We start from the raw sequence: 15,273 nt of genomic DNA on the forward strand, positions 1-15,273 counted from the left end.
CCTTTCCTCCCTCAGCCGTCCAGCCGGGCCGCCGCGCCCAGCACCACGGCCGCCGCCCCCGTCCCGAGGAGCGCGCCGGCCACGACGTCGCCCGGGTAGTGCACCCCGGTGTGGACGCGCGAGTAACCCACCGCGCAGGCGAGCAGGCCCAGCGGGACGGCGGCGACCGGGAACGCCTGGCCGACGGCGGCCGCGAAGGCGACGGCCGACGCCGTGTGCCCGGACGGGAACGAGGCGGAGTCCGGCATCGGCACGTGCCGCCCCGGGAACGGCGAGTCGACGGCGCGGTGCGGGCGCGGACGGCGGACGAGTCGCTTGCCGAGCAGGTTGGCGCTCGCCGAGGCGACCCCGATGGCCGCGACGCCCAGGGCGGCGGCGCGCCGGGCCCGGCCGCCGCTCAGGGCGAGCCCGCCGGCGATCACGAAGGACAGTTTCGAGTGGTCCGACGCGGCGGACAGCCTGCGCAACGCCGTGTCCAGGGTGGGCGTCCTGGTCACGGTGACGGTCTCGTAGAGGGCCTGGTCGAGGGTGGCGAGGTCGCGCACCAGGTGCGGTGTGCGGCTGCGCGGCTCGGTTCGGCGGTCAGACATCGTGCGTCTCCTGGATCGTGCGGGTGTCGGTGCGGCCGAGGGCGAGGGCGACGATGCGCCGCCAGTCGACGGCGGGCGGCGCGTAGGGGGCGCCCGGACGGTGGCGGGGCACCCGCACCCGGAGCGCGCCGGGCCGCAGCGTGCACACGACCGGGGCGGGCAGGTCGAGCGCCTCGCCGTCGACGGCCACCGGGATGTGCCCCCCGGGCGCCTCCACGGTGACCCGGCGGGACGTCACGGACGTGATGCCGCTGGCGCGTTCGCCGAGCAGGACCAGTTCGGCGGCCTGCCCCGCTCCCTCCACGCGGATGCCGATGACGCCGAGCTGTCCGGTGTCCAGGCGGGGGCGGCGGCCCCCGCCGAGCGGGTCGGCGCGGGCATAGGGGTTGTTGCTGACCAGGAGTGCCTGCGGGGCGTGCAACCGGATGTGGTCGGTGTGCACGTCGAGGGTGGCGCCGGCCTCACCCGCGAGCAGGTCCGGCAGGTGCTCCAGGAAGGTGGCGGCCTTGGCGTCGCGGTACTCCGGGCTCTGCACCACCTCCGCGTACGCCCCGAACGACACGGTGTTGACGAACGGCCGGCCGTCGATGTCGCCGAGGTCGACGCGGAGTTCCACGCCGTCGGTCAGCGCGTCGAGGCTGCGCACCGGGTCGGTGCGGTCCAGGCCCAGGTCCATGGCGAAGTGGTTGCGGGTGCCGGCGGCGATGACCAGGAAGGGCAGTCCGTGGTCGGCGGCCACGGCCGCCACGAGCGCCTGGGTGCCGTCGCCGCCCGCGACCCCGAGCAGGTCGGCGCCGTCGGCCACGGCCTGCCGGGCCACCTGCACGGGGTCGGGGTAGATGTCCGGGCCGAGCACGATCACCCGGGCGCCCAGTGCCTCGGCCCGCTTGACCAGGTCGAACCGCTCGACCTTGCCGCCGCCCGAGCGCACGTTCATCAACAGCACCGGACGCTTCGGGGGCGGGGTCCTGAGGGTGTGCATGCCGCGCGGGCGGCGCAGGCCGCGCAGCGCGGAGCGGGCCGAGGCGAGGGCCGCCGTCCACAGGGCGAGCGCGCCGACGGCCACGATCCACAGCCCGGACGCGGCGTACAGCACCAGCACGGCCACGGGCGCGGCCACCGCCAGCGATGCGCCCACCAGCCGGGCCCCGCCGCGGTGTGCCAGCATCCACCAGATGCCGGCGCCGGCGAGCGCGAGCCCGGCGAACCCGGTGAGCAGGATCAGCCAGCCGCCGGAGTCGAAGCCCGAGAGGACGACGGCGACGCAGCCGGCGAGCAGGACCAGGGCCAGTCGCGCCCAGCCGCGGGCGCGGCCGATCCCCCCGGAGGGCCGGCCGGTGTCCGTCGTCCTCTTCGCGCTCGTCTCGTTCACCCTGCGCCCGCCATGCTCCGAGGTCCCCCTGTCCCACGTGGCCCGCGCCATCGTGCCGCCGTCCGCTCCGGATGTCCGCACCCGGGTCTCGGACCCGCCTCCTGCGTCCATCGTGGGGACGGCGGGGCGGCTCGGCATCCCGGGCGGGCGCCAGGTCAATTGTCCATGCCGCAGCAGCCGCTCGTGCCGGGGGCCCCGGACGCGGTGTCGAGACGGCAGAAGCAGGACGCCTCGACGGGTACGTCCGTCAGCGCGTCCGCGAACTTCAGCTGCTGGGCCACGATCCGCGCCTCGCCGCCCTTGCCCAGCCGGACGAGGCATTCGTGCAGTCCGTGCAGGGACCAGATGTTGCCCGGGTGCTGGGAGGGCCGGGGCAGCGAGTCGTCGAGGCCCAGGTCGGCCCGGTAGACCGCCTCCGCCTCGGCGACCCGGCCCTGTTCGAGCAGCAGGGCGCCGTACGCGTGCCGGGTGGGCTGCATCCAGCCCCAGGGCTCGTCGTAGGGGAGGCCGTCGTCGAGTTCGATCGAGCGTTCCAGGGCGGCGAAGGCGGCCTCGTACCGGCCCCTGCGGTACTCGAGTTCGCCGTCGAGCATGGCGTCGGCGATGGCGAGGATGTCGGCGCAGGTGTTGTTGAACAGCATGCGCGTCTCCGGGACCCGGGCGGCGGCCTCCCGGAACCGGGTGCGCTCGGCCTCGGCCTCCGGGACCCGGCCGGTCGCGGAGAGGGCGACGCCGCGGGCGTAGTGCCGCATCGCGGTCGTCATGCTGTACAGCCGTGGGTCGGCGGGCTCCGGCAGCGCCAGGACGTCGGCCCAGCGGCCGAAGCGGATCAGCACGTGGACCCGCATCGCGAGGAACGCCTCCAGCCAGTCCGCCATGGGCGGGCTCTCCACCCGCAGCAGTTCCTCCGGCAGGCACTCCTCCAGCCGGGCGGCGGCCTCCAGGGCGGTCCCCGACCGGCCGAGGAACATCGCGCCGTAGATCCGGAAGTGGTGGTTGTGGGCGCGGTAGAGGGTGTAGAAGTTCATCGCCCCGGCCCGGGCCGCGTACTTCTCGTCGGCGGCGATCGCCCGGGTGTTGTCCGCCACCACCGCGCGGTAGTTCCCGCACAGCACCTCCAGGTGCGAGGGCATGTGCTGGAGGTGGCCGGCGTCGGGCACGAGGTCGCGCAGCCGGTCGGCGGCGGGCAGCGCCCGCTCGGGAGCCGGGGACATCTCCATCAGGTGGAGGTAGAAGTGCAGGACGCCGGGATGGCGGGCGCCGGCCTCCGTGGCGAGCGCGGCGTCGAGCACGGCCCGCGCCTCACGGGTGCGCGCGCCCCGTGCGGGTTCGCCCGTGCGCAGGTCCCACAGCTGCCAGGGGGTGAGGTTCATCAGGGCGTCGGCGTACAGCGCGGCCACGTCGAGGTCGTCGGGCGCGAGGGCGTGGACGGCGGCCATGGCGTCGGCGTAGGGCGCGTTCCAGACCGAGCAGTCCGCGGCGGGCCGGTCGCGGGGGTAGCGGACGCGGAGGGCGCCGATCAGGGCGCGTTCGACGGGGGTGGCGCGCCCGGCCTTGTCGTGGGCGAGTTCCACGGCGGCGTGGGTGCGCGCCACGGTCCGAGCCAGGTCCTGGTCGTCGAAGAACTCCCAGGGTTTGTTGTAGTTGGGGCCGAGCGCGTAGGCGATCCCCCAGTGGGCCATCGGGCAGTCGGGGTCGGCGCGGGCCGCGGTCTCGAAGCAGGCGACGGCCTCCTCGTGGTGGAAGGCGTACGACCAGACCAGGCCGCGGTCGAACCAGCGCTGGGCCTCGGCGGAGGAGGTGGTGACCGTGCGGCGGTGGTCGCCGAGGTCGTAGTACTCCGACTCGGTGCCGGTGGTCCTGTTTCCGTCCCGCACGGTGCTCCCCTCGTCGCACGGCCGTCCCGCCGGTCCGGGGCCGGCGCCGCTCGGAGCGACCTGTGCGGTCGACTCCGAGCGACATATACCGTGCGGCCCGGTGGCGGGGCGGTCTCTTGCGTCGGGGAGCACCCGTTCGTGCCCGTGCGCGGCGGTTGTCCGGCGGAACCTCAGTACGGGCGCTTCGCGGAACGGCGCAGGAGCACGAACCCGCCGATCAGCAGCAGCGCGCCCGCGGCGGCCGGCCACAGGCTGGCACCGGTCTCGGCCAGGCCGCCCTGGGCCTGCGGTGCGGGGACGGGGGGCGGGGTGTCGCCCGTGTCCGCCGCGACCGGGCTCTCCTCGGGAGCCGTCGCGGGGGCACCGATCTCGTCCTCGGCGCCGGCCTCCTGGGCGGGGATCTCCGCCTCCGGCTGGGTCGACTTCGCAGTCGGCTTCGTGTCGACGCGGGGCTCCGCGGTGCGGGGGGTGTCGACGGAGCCGGCGCCGCCCGCGGCGGGCTCGGTCCCGGGCTCCTGCGTGTTCTGGGCGGGGGGCTGCTGACCTGCGCCCTGGTCCTGGCCGCCCTGGTCCTGGCCGCCCTGATCGGCGCCACCGGCGTTGTCGCCGCCGCCGTTGCCACCACCGGCGTTGTCGCCGCCGCCGTTGTCGGCTCCGCCGTTGTCACCACCGGCGTTGTCGCCGCCGCCGTTGCCACCGCCGTTGTCGCCGCCCGCGCCGGCGCCGCAGGTGCGGCCCTCGTTGATGCAGGCGACCATCTCGTTCATCAGGTCCTCGTCGAAGACGTTGATGAAGTCACCGTGGTCCGTGACCGGCTTGTGCAGCTGCTCGGGGAAGGAGTCCACCGCGAACAGCGGGGTCGTACGGCCGCCGTCCTGGAGGCTCGGCGCGTCGACGTCGTAGACGATGCGCTGCACCAGCTGCGGGATGGCCTTGAAGCCCGCCGGGCAGCTTCCGTCCGCCGCCGCGAACGCCACGTGGGTGCGGTGGTTGGCGCTGTCGATGTTGTTGCCGTCCCAGCAGCTCTGGAAGCGGAAGGTGCGCACGACGTCGCTGCCGTCCGGGCAGACCGGGTACTTGTCCTTCAGCTGCCGGTCCTCGAAGCCGGTGCAGCTCCACGAGGCGTTGGCGTTGGCCGTGCCGTTGACGAAGGCCTTGGCGTCGCCGGTGATGATGCGCAGCAGCCGGGGCATGGCCGTGACGGTGGAGCGCGGGTTGCCCACGAAGGTCATGGTGGCCTCCTTGGGCGTGACGATCTCGCCCGCGTTGCCCTCCACGCCGCCGCCGGGAGACTGGGCGTCCTTCTCCTGGGCGCCGTTCTGCAGTCGCAGCACGGGCCAGAAGTACGACGACCTGTCGCCCTGGTCGACGCAGCTGGTCTCGCCGTTCGCGAGGTCGTCGTCCGAGGCGAAGGCGTCGTTGGCCTGGTTGCCCACGTAGTCGTGGAAGTGGTGGGCGCCGTTGGTGACTCCGGGCGCGACGATCACGTTGTCGGAGTTGAACAGGCCGTTCGCGTTGACGCCGCAACTGGTGGCGAAGGTGCCCTTGGAGGGGCCGGCGCCGGGGTCGGCGGCCTGCCGGGAGGGCTGTACGGACGTGATGTCCGCGAAGTCGGCGGCCACGGGGCCGTTGCCCGCCTGCCCGCCGTTGCCTCCGCCGCCTTGGCCGCCGTTGTCCTGCTGCCCGTCGCCGCCCTGCTGCCCGTCTCCCTGGTTCTGGCCGTCTCCCTGGTCCTGGCCGTTCCCTTGGTCCTGGCCGTCCCCGCCGTTGCCCCCGGCTTCCTCACCCGCCTTGTCGTCGGCGGTGCGCAGCGTGCAGGCGGCGAGGTCGGCGAGGCCCTCCGGGCGGTCGCCGACGCGGTCGATGGCGATCCCGATGCGGTCGATCGTCGCGGCGCGCTTCTCCTTCAACGGGTTCATCACCGCGTTGTCGGCGAAGCCCGCGTCGTCGCGCACGGCCTGGGCGGAGTCCTGGAGTTGCCGGTAGGCCGCGGCTGTCTGCTGGTCCAGCAGGGCGAGTTCGCGGTCGACCTCCTCGCCCGCGCCGTCCGGCACCGAGGTCAGCCGACTGCCCACGTCCGGACAGTCGATGGTGACGGAACCGGAGGTCCAGGGCCCTTGGCCGCCCTCGGTGGCGGAGGCGTAGACGTTCGCGGCCATCAGCCCTCCGCCGCCGAGCATCAGCGCGACCGCGGCGAACGTCGCCCGTCGTCCGCCCGTCGGGCGCCTGCGCCTGTTGTGTCCCACGAAGTGCTCCAAAAAAACGTCGTCGGCGGCCAGGACATGAAATCCCCGCGGCCCTATACGCGGCCGGGCCCAGGAGTGTTCAACCGCCCCAGAGATTCATGGGAGTTTCTCAGATATCCACACTCATCCGATCGTCAGCCCTGGACGAGGACGTCTTCGCGGCGGTCGGGGCGACGCCCTCCCGGGCGGCCGACTCGCCCGTGGCGGCCGGGCCGGCCGTTCCCCGGGCGGGCAGACCGCCCGTGCCCGTCGGCCGGGCCGGCGTGGTTCCGCCCGGGGGACGCCGCCCTTCGGGGAACCGGGCGGGAAACCAGGCGCGGAACCAGGCGGGGTGCCGTCGGCCGTGGAGCAGACCGAGGACGATCGCGGCGGCCACCGCTATCAGGTGCTCGCGTCCCGCGAGGTTGGGCCTGGCCACCGACTCCCACACCATCGAGCCGCCGGTGAGCGTGAAGACGACGGGGGCCCGCCGCACGACGGAGATGTAGGTGAACAGGCCCACGACCGCGGCCGACGGGCCCGTGTCGAGCACCTGCCCGGCCTCCGGTGGCAGACCGAACCCCCACCGGTCCGGACCCGCCATGATCATCGCCCGTGCGGTGAGGGTGCCGGCCAGCGTGGTCGCGTAGGCGACGGCCAGGGTGCGGGCCCGGCCGATGCTGTTCTCCGCCAGCGCGAAGGCGAGGAACAGCTGGGTGATGCCGGCCCAGACCGGCAGGTCGAGCGCGGGGACGTACAGCGAGACCGGGGTGCGCAGGAGGGTCAGCCACAGCGGGAGGTCGCCCTGCACGCCGCCGACGGCCCGCACGACGGCCGCCCCGGCGGGCCGCTGGGCGAGCGCGTGGAAGAAGATGACGCCCCCGACGGCCACACCGGCGAGCAGCAGCCCGGCAGGTCCGCGTCGGAGCAGTCGCCGTACCGGGTCGACGACGATGCTGTGCGCCTCGGCGCACAGCGTGCGCAGGACGAACGCGCCCGCGCCGGTGACGCGGGCCGCCGCGCCGAGCCGCTCGCCCGTCGCGTCGCCGCGCACGGCACGGCCCTCATCGGCGCCGTGCCGCCGTTCCTGTGCTGGACGCACGATCCCCAAGGTCTCCCCCACCACTCGCCGCGCGCGGGGAGCGCACGGCCGGATCCGGTACCCGCGCGCGGTGCCGGCTCGGGAGCCGGACCCGCGCGCCGGGTCATACGCCCATGTAGACGTCGAGAAGGCCTTCGGGGATCACTCCGGGGCTGTGATCAGGCAGAACGCCGGGCCGGATCCGACCGGGCGCCGTCCGCCGGGGTGGTCGTGCCGCCGGGCGTCGGTCAGCTCCACAGTTCCCCGCTGTCGCACAGTCGTGCCCCCATGTTCCGTTCCATCATCCGCAGCGCCGCGTCCGCGAGGTCGGCGTGGATGTGGGCGACCGCGTCCCGCGGGACGGTCACCCGGAGGTGGCGGATGTGGGCGTCGAGCGCGGAGTAGAGGACGCACTGCTCGGTGACCTGGCCGCACAGGACGAGGTGGTCGATGTCCTGCTGGTCGAGCAGGTAGGCCAGCGGGGTGTCGAAGAAGATCGAGTGCCGGGCCTTGACCACGAAGAGGGAGTCGTCGTCGGGGACCAGCGGCTCGACGAGGTCGGCGTGCGGACCGGAGAGGGCCGTGCCGAGGAGTTCGCCGTGGTGGGACCGCCACTCGCCGAAGTTGTCGTTGACGTAGACGACCGGGACGTCCGCCCCGCGCCCCCGCTCCAGCAGCCCGGCCACCGCCGGGACCACCTCGCGCGCCGACGGCAGCAGCAGGTCGGCGTCGGCGTGGTCGTATGTGTTGATCATGTCGATGACGATCAGCGCGGTGTTGCTCATGCCCGCACGGGTTCCCCTTCGGGAGCGAAGACCACGGACTGTCCTCCGACCGGGCGGCCTGGCTCGGCGTTGCCGGTGGGAAGGGGTTCCCGTGGGAAGGGGTTCCCGGCCGGATCGGACACGGGGGAAGTCGGCGCCGGCCGGGAACGGCCGGGGTTCCCTGGGGAGCCGGCCGCTCCCCCACCGTAGGACGGCCGCGCGGTGTCCGCGCGGCGGGTGGGCGGAGCGGGTGACCGGCGGCGGACAGGCCGGTGGCCCGGATTCCGGTATCGACCGGAACCCGGGCCACCGGGCCGCTGCGGGGCCCTCAGCCCTGGCGGGCCTTGAAGCGGGGCTCCTTCTTGTTGATGACGAAGGTGACCCCCTTCCGGCGCACGACCTGCGCTCCGGGCCTGGACTTCAGGGAGCGCAGGGAATTGCGCACCTTCATGACTGCCTCCTCCTGTGTCGCACCTTCGGGCCGACGCCCTGGAACACCCCGGCCGACGCCTTACGGCAGCGCGCCCCGGTCGGCGGGGCTGCGCCGTGACGGCCCGGTCGACCGGCCTCCGCCGTCGCCGTCCGGCCGGCGGGCCTCCGCCGATGCGGTTCGGCGCGCTTCCCGGCCGGTGCTCCTCAGCCGGCTCTTCCTGGTCGGCGCTCCTCGGTCAGCGCTCCTCGCGGAACGTGACGTGCCGTCCGGCGACGGAGTCGTACTTGCGCAGGACCAGCCGGTCGGCGTCGTTGCGACGGTTCTTGCGGGTGACGTAGGTCGCGCCGGTACCGGCCGTGGACCTCAGGGTGACGACGGGGCGCGCCGTGCTGCGTGCCATGGGGGCCTCCTTTCACCGGCATCGCTCTCATTGAGCGGTGCATGCCAGTCGCGCGGTACAACAGCGGCGGCGGCCGGGTCATTCCCGCGCCGAGCGGGGCGCGGCCCACCGGTCAGCGGCGCGGACGGCGTCCCCCGGTGACACCCGCCGCGACGACCTGGAGCGCCGCCGCCACCAGCAGGGCACCGGGCGGCGACCAGGTACCCAGCGGGCCCGCCGCGGCCGCACCGGCCGCGAAGGCGGTGATCTTCGCGCTGGCGCCGGTGGCGAAGACCTGCCCGCGGAACCGCTCCGGCGCCTCCCGGTGCCGTACGGCGAACAGGGCCGCGAGCTGCGGCCCCTCCCCCGCGCCGGTCACGACGGCCGCGGCGACCAGCGCGGCGGGATTTCCTCCCGCCGCCGCCAGGACCAGCGCGGCTGCCTGGAGCAGGGCCCCGCCGCACATGACCTTCACGGGGTCCGGCGCGGGCGTCCGGCGCGCGAGGACGGCGTTGGCGGCGAGGGCGGCCGCCGCCGAGCAGGAGAGGAGCAGGGTGCCGTGCGCGGCCGCGCCCAGGGCCCGTTCACCGAGAAGCGGCAGGCAGGCGGTCAGGATGCCCTGGCCGGCGCAGGAGACGACCGATCCGAGGGTGACCGCGGCGAGCCGGGGGTTCGCCAGGACCTGGCGCGTCCCGGTCCGCAGCTCGGCGGCGAAGGGGCCGGCGAGCCGCGCCGGGAACCGCGGGGCCCGTACGCGCCGCGGGGCGGTGGTGGCCCGGCGCCGCGGAACAGCGATCGCCCCGCGCCGAGAGACCGCGGCGGCCCCGCGCTCCGGGGCGGGTGCCCGCGCCCCCGGCAGCGGCGGGGTGGCGGTCTCCGCCGTGACCGGGGCCGGCGTCATCGGCGTCGCCGCGCACATCAGGGCCGCCGAGGCCGCCACCGCCACGGGCGCCCCGAGCAGGCGGGCGGTGAGGCTCGCGAGAGCGGGGCCCGTCAGGCTCGCGGCGCTGAAGGTCATCGCGTCGAGGGCCGTGGCCCGTTCCGGTCCGGTCGCGGTGGGCAGCAGGGCCGTCCAGCCGCCGGAGAGGGCGGGACCGGGCAGTCCGGTCAGGACGGCGACGAGGAGGGTGACGGGGAAGGGGGCACGGCCGAGGCACAGCACGACGGCCGTCAGGCCCAGGGCGTGCAGGGCGAGGGCCGCCGCCAGCAGGCGGCCGGGGCGCTCGGCGCGGTCGAGCAGCGCACCCAGCACGGGGCCGCCGGCCGCGGCGGCGACCGTGACCGCGGCGAGCAGCGCCGACGCCTCGGCTGCCGATCCGGTGCGCGCGAACGCCACGAGCAGCAGGGCCGGACCGGACATCTCGTCGCCCGTGCGGGCGAGCAGGGCGCCGGTCAGATGACGACGCAAGGGGTAACGCTTCTTCATCGGCAAGACGTTACGGAGGTAACTCAAACCTGATCAACATGCGTTACATTGGCCATGTGCTCCCACCCACCGGCGACTGGTCGACACGGCATTCGGTCCTGGCCACCGCCCGCCGCACCGCCGCCCTCCTGAACGTGCTCGGGACCGACGGACCACCGCCCCCTCCCGAAGCCGTCGCGGAGGTCCTGCGCGCCCACGGCGAACCGGAACCCGTCACCCTCACGCCCGAGGACGTCGCCGGGATGCGGGCGGCCGGGCACCTCCTGCGGGAGGTCTTCGCCGCCGGGGACGCCGACGCCGCGGCGGCGGCCCTCAACCGGCTGCTGCGTGAGCACACCGGCCCGCTCCGCCTCAGCTCGCACGCCGGCCGGACCCCCTGGCACCCGCACCTCGACCGGGCGGACGACGGCCCGTGGGACGCGTGGCTGCTCGCCTCCTCGGGCATGTCGCTGACGGTCCTCCTCTGGGACCGTCAGCGCCCGCCCGGCCGCGTCTGCGCGTCCCCGTCCTGCGACCACGTCTTCATCGCGCGGGGCAGCGGCCCCGAACGGCGTTACTGCTCGCGCCGCTGCGCCACGCGCGAGCGGGTGGCCGCCCACCGCCGCTCCCGTACCGGCGGGACCACGGACCCGCCGGGCTGACCGCGGCAGGTCCCCGGCGGGCCGTCGCCCGTGACGGTGCCGGCCTGCCCATTCGGCGTCGTCCCCGCCTCGGTTACAGTGCTCCGCCGGTATCGAACAAGGAACCGGTTTCGAGCGGAGGAGAGACAGCGGTGCGCTTCGGGGTGGGGAACGGATGGCGGGGCCTGGCGGCGGCGGCCCTGCTGACGGGGCTGGCGGCGGGATGCGGGGGGTCGGGCGACGACCCGGACGCGTCCGGTACGAAGGAGAAGGCGTCGGCCACCGCCGAGGTCGCGGCGCTCGGGGAGAGCATCGGTGCCGCGGGCTCGGCCTGCGAGCTGCCCGTCACGTTCGACATCGCCGAGTTCTGGGAGGCCGAGGCCATCGACGCGGCTTCCCAGCAGGGCGAGACCGGCAACGAGATCACCGACGATCTCGCCGACGCGTTCCTGCACCAGGGCCGGGTCACCATGGCCTGCGAGGTCGACGCCAAGCCGGCCGGCAAGCTCGGCTTCCTCCGGGTGTGGACGGGCAGGCCCGGCGACGCCGACGCCCGCGCCGTGCTGGAGGGCTTCGTGACCGCCGAGGAGGGGGCGAGCGGGGCGGAGTACCGCTCGTTCAAGACCGGTTCCCTCTCCGGCACGGAGGTGGAGTACACCACGACGAGCGAGCTGCTGGAGGAGACGAAGAAGGAGCGCGCCCTGGCCGTGAGCACGCCCGACGGCCCGGTCGTCGTCCACCTCGGGGGCATGGACACCGAGGAGCACGAGGCGATGCTGCCGGCGTACGAACTGGCCAAGAGGACGCTCGAGGTGACCGCCTGACGGGACCGGCACCGGCCCCGCCCGCCGCGTCCGGCCTCCCGCGTCCCGTCAGCCCTGCCGGTCGGCGACCAGTTCGCTCATCCGGGCGGCGGCCCGCACGGCCGCGTCGGCGCAGCAGTTGTTGAACAGCACGTGCACCCGCTCGGCCCGGTCGGCGAGCGCGCGCACCCTGGGCAGCCATTCGCGCAGTTCGTCGTCGGTGTACTCGTGCCGGAAGCGGTCCTCCTTGCTGCCGGTCCCCCAGGCGCGGCTGCGGCCGTGGAACCGTACGACGGCCAGCCGTTCGCAGGTCACGGGCGTGACCGGCGGGATCGCGGACGGCAGCGACGGTTCCATGTCGACGGCGACGGCGGAGAAGCCGTACGACCGCAGCAGTTCCTCGGTCGTACGCCGCTCTCCCCCGCGCCACCAGTCGGGGTGCCGGAACTCCACGCAGACCGGCCACCCCGCGGTGCGCTCGCGGCAGGCGGCGAGGACGGCACGCGCACGTGGGCCGGGCCGCAGCCACGGCGGGAACTGGAACAGGACGGCACCCAGCCGCCCCGCCTCACGCAGCGGCCGGATGCCGTCCGAGAAGCGCCGCCACACCTCGTCGAGCGCCTTCGGCGAGCGGACGTCGTCGGGCAGCCCCGGCGGCAGCACCGCGGACCGGGTGGGGTGGCCGGTCAGCAGGGAGAAGGCCTTCACGTCGAACACGAACCCGTCCGGCGTGCGTTCCGCCCACAGCAGGCTGGTGCGTTCCGAGGGCAGGGCGTAGTACGTGGAGTCGGCCTCGACCACGGGGAAGTGTTCGGCGTAGTGCCGCAACCGGCCCTCCGCGTCCCGCCGCCCGGACGGGTACCAGCCACTGCCGAGGAGCGCCCGGTCCGTCCACGAACAGGAGCCGATCAGTATCTCGCCCATGACGGCCGGTTACCCCGGACGGACGGGATCAGCCCCGGTCCCTCCGCGGGAGCCGCGTCCCGGCGCCCCGCGCGGATGCACACCCGCCCCCGCAAGGCGCATTCTTGCTGTGTCGCCCTCCGGGCGACGCACGGACGAGGTGGGTCGATGACTGGGAGCGCCGGGGACCGGCGGGAGCCGCCCGCTCCGCCAGCCGCGCTGCTGGCCGAGGCCGTGGCGGACGGACTGCGGACCGGGGGCGGCCGGGCCGGGGGCCTGTACCTGTGCTCCGGCACGCCCGGACTCCTGCGGCTCGCCGTCCTCTCCGGTCTGCCGGGCCCCCTGTTCCGTCCCTGGGACCGGGTGAGCGTGGACCGCCCGTTCCCGGTGGCCGACGCCTACCGGCTGGGCGTCCCGGTGGTCCTCGCCAACGCCACGGAGGCCATGCGCCGCTATCCGCAGTTCGCGGCCGGGCTGCCGTTCCAGTTCGGAACGCTCAACGTGCCCGTCCGCGCGGCGGGCCGGACCTTCGGGGTGATGACCGTGCTGCGGCCGGCCGCCGACGACGCCGCGGCGGTACTGGCCGAGAGCGACCGCCTGCAGCGCGTCGCCGAGTACCTGGGCGTCGCCCTGCTGCAGAGGGAGGCGGCGGGCGACGGCGTCACCTGGGACGCCGAGCCGCTGTGCGTGCGCCCGCCCGCCCTGGACCGGGCCCCCGGCCGCTTCGGCCACCTGACCTGGGACCCGGCGACGGACGCCGTCACCGCCGACGGTCCCGCCCGCACCCTGCTGGGCCTGCCCCCGGACCGGGAACCGGGCACGCTGGCCGCCCTGACCCGGTCCGTCGACCCGGCCGACGCCCACCGGCTGCCCGCCCTGCTGCGGGAGACCGCCCACGGCCGGCCCCAGCACCGGCCCGTCCAGGTCCGCCTCGCCGACGGCGGCCTGCGTCTGCTGGAACTGTGGCCCTCCGGCACGGTGGCAGCCGCCTTCGGCCCGCGTCCCGTCGCCGGGGTCCTCTTCGACCCGGGTCCGGGTGCTCTGGCCGACGGCGCCGCCGACCTGCTGCCCCAGGGCGTCTTCTGCCTCGACCGGCTCGGGCTGGTGGTCTACGCCAACCCCCGCGCGGCGCACCTCCTGGGCGTCCCCCGGGACCGGCTGCTCGGCCGGTCCCTCTGGGACGCCGTGCCGTGGCTGAACCAGCCCGCGTGCGAGGAACACCTGCGCGGCGCCCTGCTGTGCCCGGAGCCGGTGCACTTCCACGTCCGCCGGCCCGACTCCGGGGAGCCCCTGCCGTACGACGCCGGCAGCCGGGACAGCCTGCCGGGGCGCGACCGGCCCACGGCCCCGCGGCCGTACGAGGGCGACTGGCTGAGTCTGGCGGTGTACCCCGGCCTCGACACCCTCACCTGCACCGCCGTCCCGGCGAGCCGGGTGCCCCACGCCCCGGCGGCCGCCGACGTGGAGGTCGACACCCCCGCTCCTGACCTCGCCGCCTCGACCGCCCCGCCGTACCGGCCCGTCGCGCTGGCCATCGCGCTGACGGAGGCGGTGACCGCCCGCCAGGTGTCGGCGGTGGTCATGCAGGAGCTGCTGCCCGCGTTCGGCGGCCGCCGGATCGCCATCTACCTGCTGCACGAGAGGCACCTGTACCTGGCGTGGGAGAGCGGTTTCCCCGAAGGCTTCCTGTCGCCGTTCGAGGGCGTCGGGCTGGACGCCCGGCTGCCGGGCGTGGAGACGCTCACCACCGGCCGCCCCCTCTTCTTCGACTCGATGGAGCAGATCGCCGAGGCCTACCCCGGCATCCCGATGGACGCGGCGGAGGGCGCCCGTGCCTTCCTCCCCCTGATCGCCTCCGGCCGCGCGGTCGGCTCGTGCATCCTCGGCTTCGACCGCCCGCGCAGTTTCAGTTCCGAGGAGCGCACGGTCCTGACCGCACTCGCCGGACTGATCGCCCACGCGATGGAGAAGGCCCAGCGCTACGACACCGAGGCGGCCCTGGCCCGTGGGCTCCAGCAGGCCCTGCTCCCCCGGCGGCTGTCGCAGCACGCGGGCGTGGAGACCGCCGGACGCTATCTGGCGGGCACCGAGGGCATGGAGGTGGGCGGCGACTGGTACGACGTCGTGGAGGCCGGGGACGGTCTGGCCCTGGTCATCGGAGACGTCCAGGGGCACGGGGTGCAGGCTGCCGCGACCATGGGGCAACTGCGCAGCGCGGTGCGGGCCTTCGCGCTGAGCGACCGGCCGCCCGAAGAGGTCATGAGCGGCACGAACCGTCTGCTGATCGACCTCGACCCCGGCCAGTTCGCCAGTTGCTGCTACGTCCGTCTGGACCCGGCCACCGGTCTGGCCCGGGTGGCCAACGCCGGGCACCTTCCGCCGCTGCTGCGTCACCCGGACGGACGGACGCACGTCGCGGACCTGCCGGAGGGGATGGTGCTCGGCGTCGACGCGCGCGCCCACTACGCGGTGGCGGAGCTGCGTCTGGAGCCGGGCGCCGTGCTGGCGCTGTACACGGACGGGCTGGTCGAGCGGCCGGGGCACGACATCGACGACGGCATCGGCGCCCTGCGGGCGGCGCTGGCCGAAGCGGGCGCCCTGCGGGGGCGCTCCCTCGCGGACATGGCCGACCGGCTCACCGCGACCGCCCGCCAGGCGTCCGACCGGCCCGACGACATAGCCCTGCTGCTCGCCACCCGCCGCGCCCCGCCGCCGTAGGGCGGCCCGAGCCGCGGACGCCGCGGCGCCACCGGGATCGACCGGGCCGCCGGCGTCACCGGCGTCACCGGGGGCACCGGGG

13 protein-coding genes are annotated in these 15,273 nt (G+C 75.2%); 3 read left to right on the forward strand and 10 right to left on the reverse strand.

Translation table 11 applies throughout. From position 1 onward, the window contains the following. Positions 1 to 11 precede the first annotated feature (11 nt). From AB0N31_RS02215 to AB0N31_RS02255, 9 genes are all read right to left on the reverse strand, one after another. On the reverse strand, positions 12 to 590 hold the full coding sequence (locus AB0N31_RS02215; protein WP_366056415.1) for a phosphatase PAP2 family protein: 579 nt from the start codon (positions 588 to 590) through the stop codon (positions 12 to 14). Next, on the reverse strand, positions 583 to 1,962 hold the full coding sequence (locus tag AB0N31_RS02220; protein WP_366056416.1) for a diacylglycerol kinase family protein: 1,380 nt from the start codon (positions 1,960 to 1,962) through the stop codon (positions 583 to 585). The genes AB0N31_RS02215 and AB0N31_RS02220 overlap by 8 nt, the downstream gene beginning before the upstream one ends. Before the next feature lie 155 nt (positions 1,963 to 2,117). Further along, positions 2,118 to 3,839 carry a hypothetical protein gene (locus tag AB0N31_RS02225; protein WP_366056417.1) on the reverse strand — a complete coding sequence of 574 codons (1,722 nt, stop codon included), beginning with the start codon at positions 3,837 to 3,839 and terminating at the stop codon, positions 2,118 to 2,120. Between the two features lie 170 nt (positions 3,840 to 4,009). Continuing rightward, positions 4,010 to 5,998 carry a DUF1996 domain-containing protein gene (locus AB0N31_RS02230; RefSeq protein WP_366056599.1) on the reverse strand — a complete coding sequence of 663 codons (1,989 nt, stop codon included), beginning with the start codon at positions 5,996 to 5,998 and terminating at the stop codon, positions 4,010 to 4,012. Between the two features lie 196 nt (positions 5,999 to 6,194). Continuing rightward, entirely contained in the window at positions 6,195 to 7,166 is a 972-nt protein-coding gene (locus AB0N31_RS02235; RefSeq protein WP_366056418.1) for a hypothetical protein, read from the reverse strand. Between the two features lie 227 nt (positions 7,167 to 7,393). Beyond that, entirely contained in the window at positions 7,394 to 7,930 is a 537-nt protein-coding gene (locus AB0N31_RS02240) for an isochorismatase family cysteine hydrolase (protein ID WP_366056419.1), read from the reverse strand. 307 nt (positions 7,931 to 8,237) lie between these two features. Continuing rightward, positions 8,238 to 8,360: a type B 50S ribosomal protein L36 gene (gene ykgO / locus AB0N31_RS02245; RefSeq protein ID WP_073498960.1), complete on the reverse strand. Its 123-nt coding sequence runs from the start codon at positions 8,358 to 8,360 to the stop codon at positions 8,238 to 8,240. Positions 8,361 to 8,577: 217 nt separating this feature from the next. Further along, positions 8,578 to 8,742, reverse strand: a complete 165-nt coding sequence (gene rpmG / locus AB0N31_RS02250) for a 50S ribosomal protein L33 (RefSeq protein WP_073498959.1) — start codon at positions 8,740 to 8,742, stop codon at positions 8,578 to 8,580. A gap of 112 nt (positions 8,743 to 8,854) precedes the next feature. Continuing rightward, complete coding sequence (locus AB0N31_RS02255) at positions 8,855 to 10,147, reverse strand: MFS transporter (RefSeq protein WP_366056420.1); 1,293 nt, start codon at positions 10,145 to 10,147, stop codon at positions 8,855 to 8,857. A 38-nt stretch (positions 10,148 to 10,185) separates the two neighbouring features. Between AB0N31_RS02255 and AB0N31_RS02260 the strand changes: the two genes are divergently transcribed. Both AB0N31_RS02260 and AB0N31_RS02265 read left to right on the forward strand, forming a co-directional pair. Continuing rightward, entirely contained in the window at positions 10,186 to 10,788 is a 603-nt protein-coding gene (locus AB0N31_RS02260; RefSeq protein ID WP_366056421.1) for a CGNR zinc finger domain-containing protein, read from the forward strand. A 131-nt stretch (positions 10,789 to 10,919) separates the two neighbouring features. Further along, on the forward strand, positions 10,920 to 11,591 hold the full coding sequence (locus AB0N31_RS02265; protein WP_366056422.1) for a lipoprotein: 672 nt from the start codon (positions 10,920 to 10,922) through the stop codon (positions 11,589 to 11,591). 48 nt (positions 11,592 to 11,639) lie between these two features. Here AB0N31_RS02265 and AB0N31_RS02270 read toward each other — a convergent pair whose 3' ends face one another. Next, entirely contained in the window at positions 11,640 to 12,494 is an 855-nt protein-coding gene (locus tag AB0N31_RS02270; protein ID WP_366056423.1) for a DUF72 domain-containing protein, read from the reverse strand. Positions 12,495 to 12,641: 147 nt separating this feature from the next. Here AB0N31_RS02270 and AB0N31_RS02275 point away from each other — a divergent pair, with 147 nt between their 5' ends. Further along, complete coding sequence (locus AB0N31_RS02275; RefSeq protein WP_366056424.1) at positions 12,642 to 15,191, forward strand: SpoIIE family protein phosphatase; 2,550 nt, start codon at positions 12,642 to 12,644, stop codon at positions 15,189 to 15,191. Positions 15,192 to 15,273: the final 82 nt, after the last annotated feature.

The organism is Streptomyces sp. NPDC051051, from assembly GCF_040682975.1.
GTDB lineage: Bacteria > Actinomycetota > Actinomycetes > Streptomycetales > Streptomycetaceae > Streptomyces.

Bases quoted from the DNA above. Each gene is read 5' to 3' on its own strand.
- AB0N31_RS02270 (WP_366056423.1), bottom strand. From the start codon at position 12,494: ATGGGCGAGATACTGATCGGCTCCTGTTCGTGGACGGACCGGGCGCTC.
- AB0N31_RS02240 (WP_366056419.1), bottom strand. From the start codon at position 7,930: ATGAGCAACACCGCGCTGATCGTCATCGACATGATCAACACATACGAC.
- ykgO (WP_073498960.1), bottom strand. From the start codon at position 8,360: ATGAAGGTGCGCAATTCCCTGCGCTCCCTGAAGTCCAGGCCCGGAGCG.
- AB0N31_RS02275 (WP_366056424.1), top strand. From the start codon at position 12,642: ATGACTGGGAGCGCCGGGGACCGGCGGGAGCCGCCCGCTCCGCCAGCC.
- AB0N31_RS02215 (WP_366056415.1), bottom strand. From the start codon at position 590: ATGTCTGACCGCCGAACCGAGCCGCGCAGCCGCACACCGCACCTGGTG.
- AB0N31_RS02260 (WP_366056421.1), top strand. From the start codon at position 10,186: ATGCGTTACATTGGCCATGTGCTCCCACCCACCGGCGACTGGTCGACA.
- AB0N31_RS02230 (WP_366056599.1), bottom strand. From the start codon at position 5,998: ATGGCCGCGAACGTCTACGCCTCCGCCACCGAGGGCGGCCAAGGGCCC.
- rpmG (WP_073498959.1), bottom strand. From the start codon at position 8,742: ATGGCACGCAGCACGGCGCGCCCCGTCGTCACCCTGAGGTCCACGGCC.
- AB0N31_RS02255 (WP_366056420.1), bottom strand. From the start codon at position 10,147: ATGAAGAAGCGTTACCCCTTGCGTCGTCATCTGACCGGCGCCCTGCTC.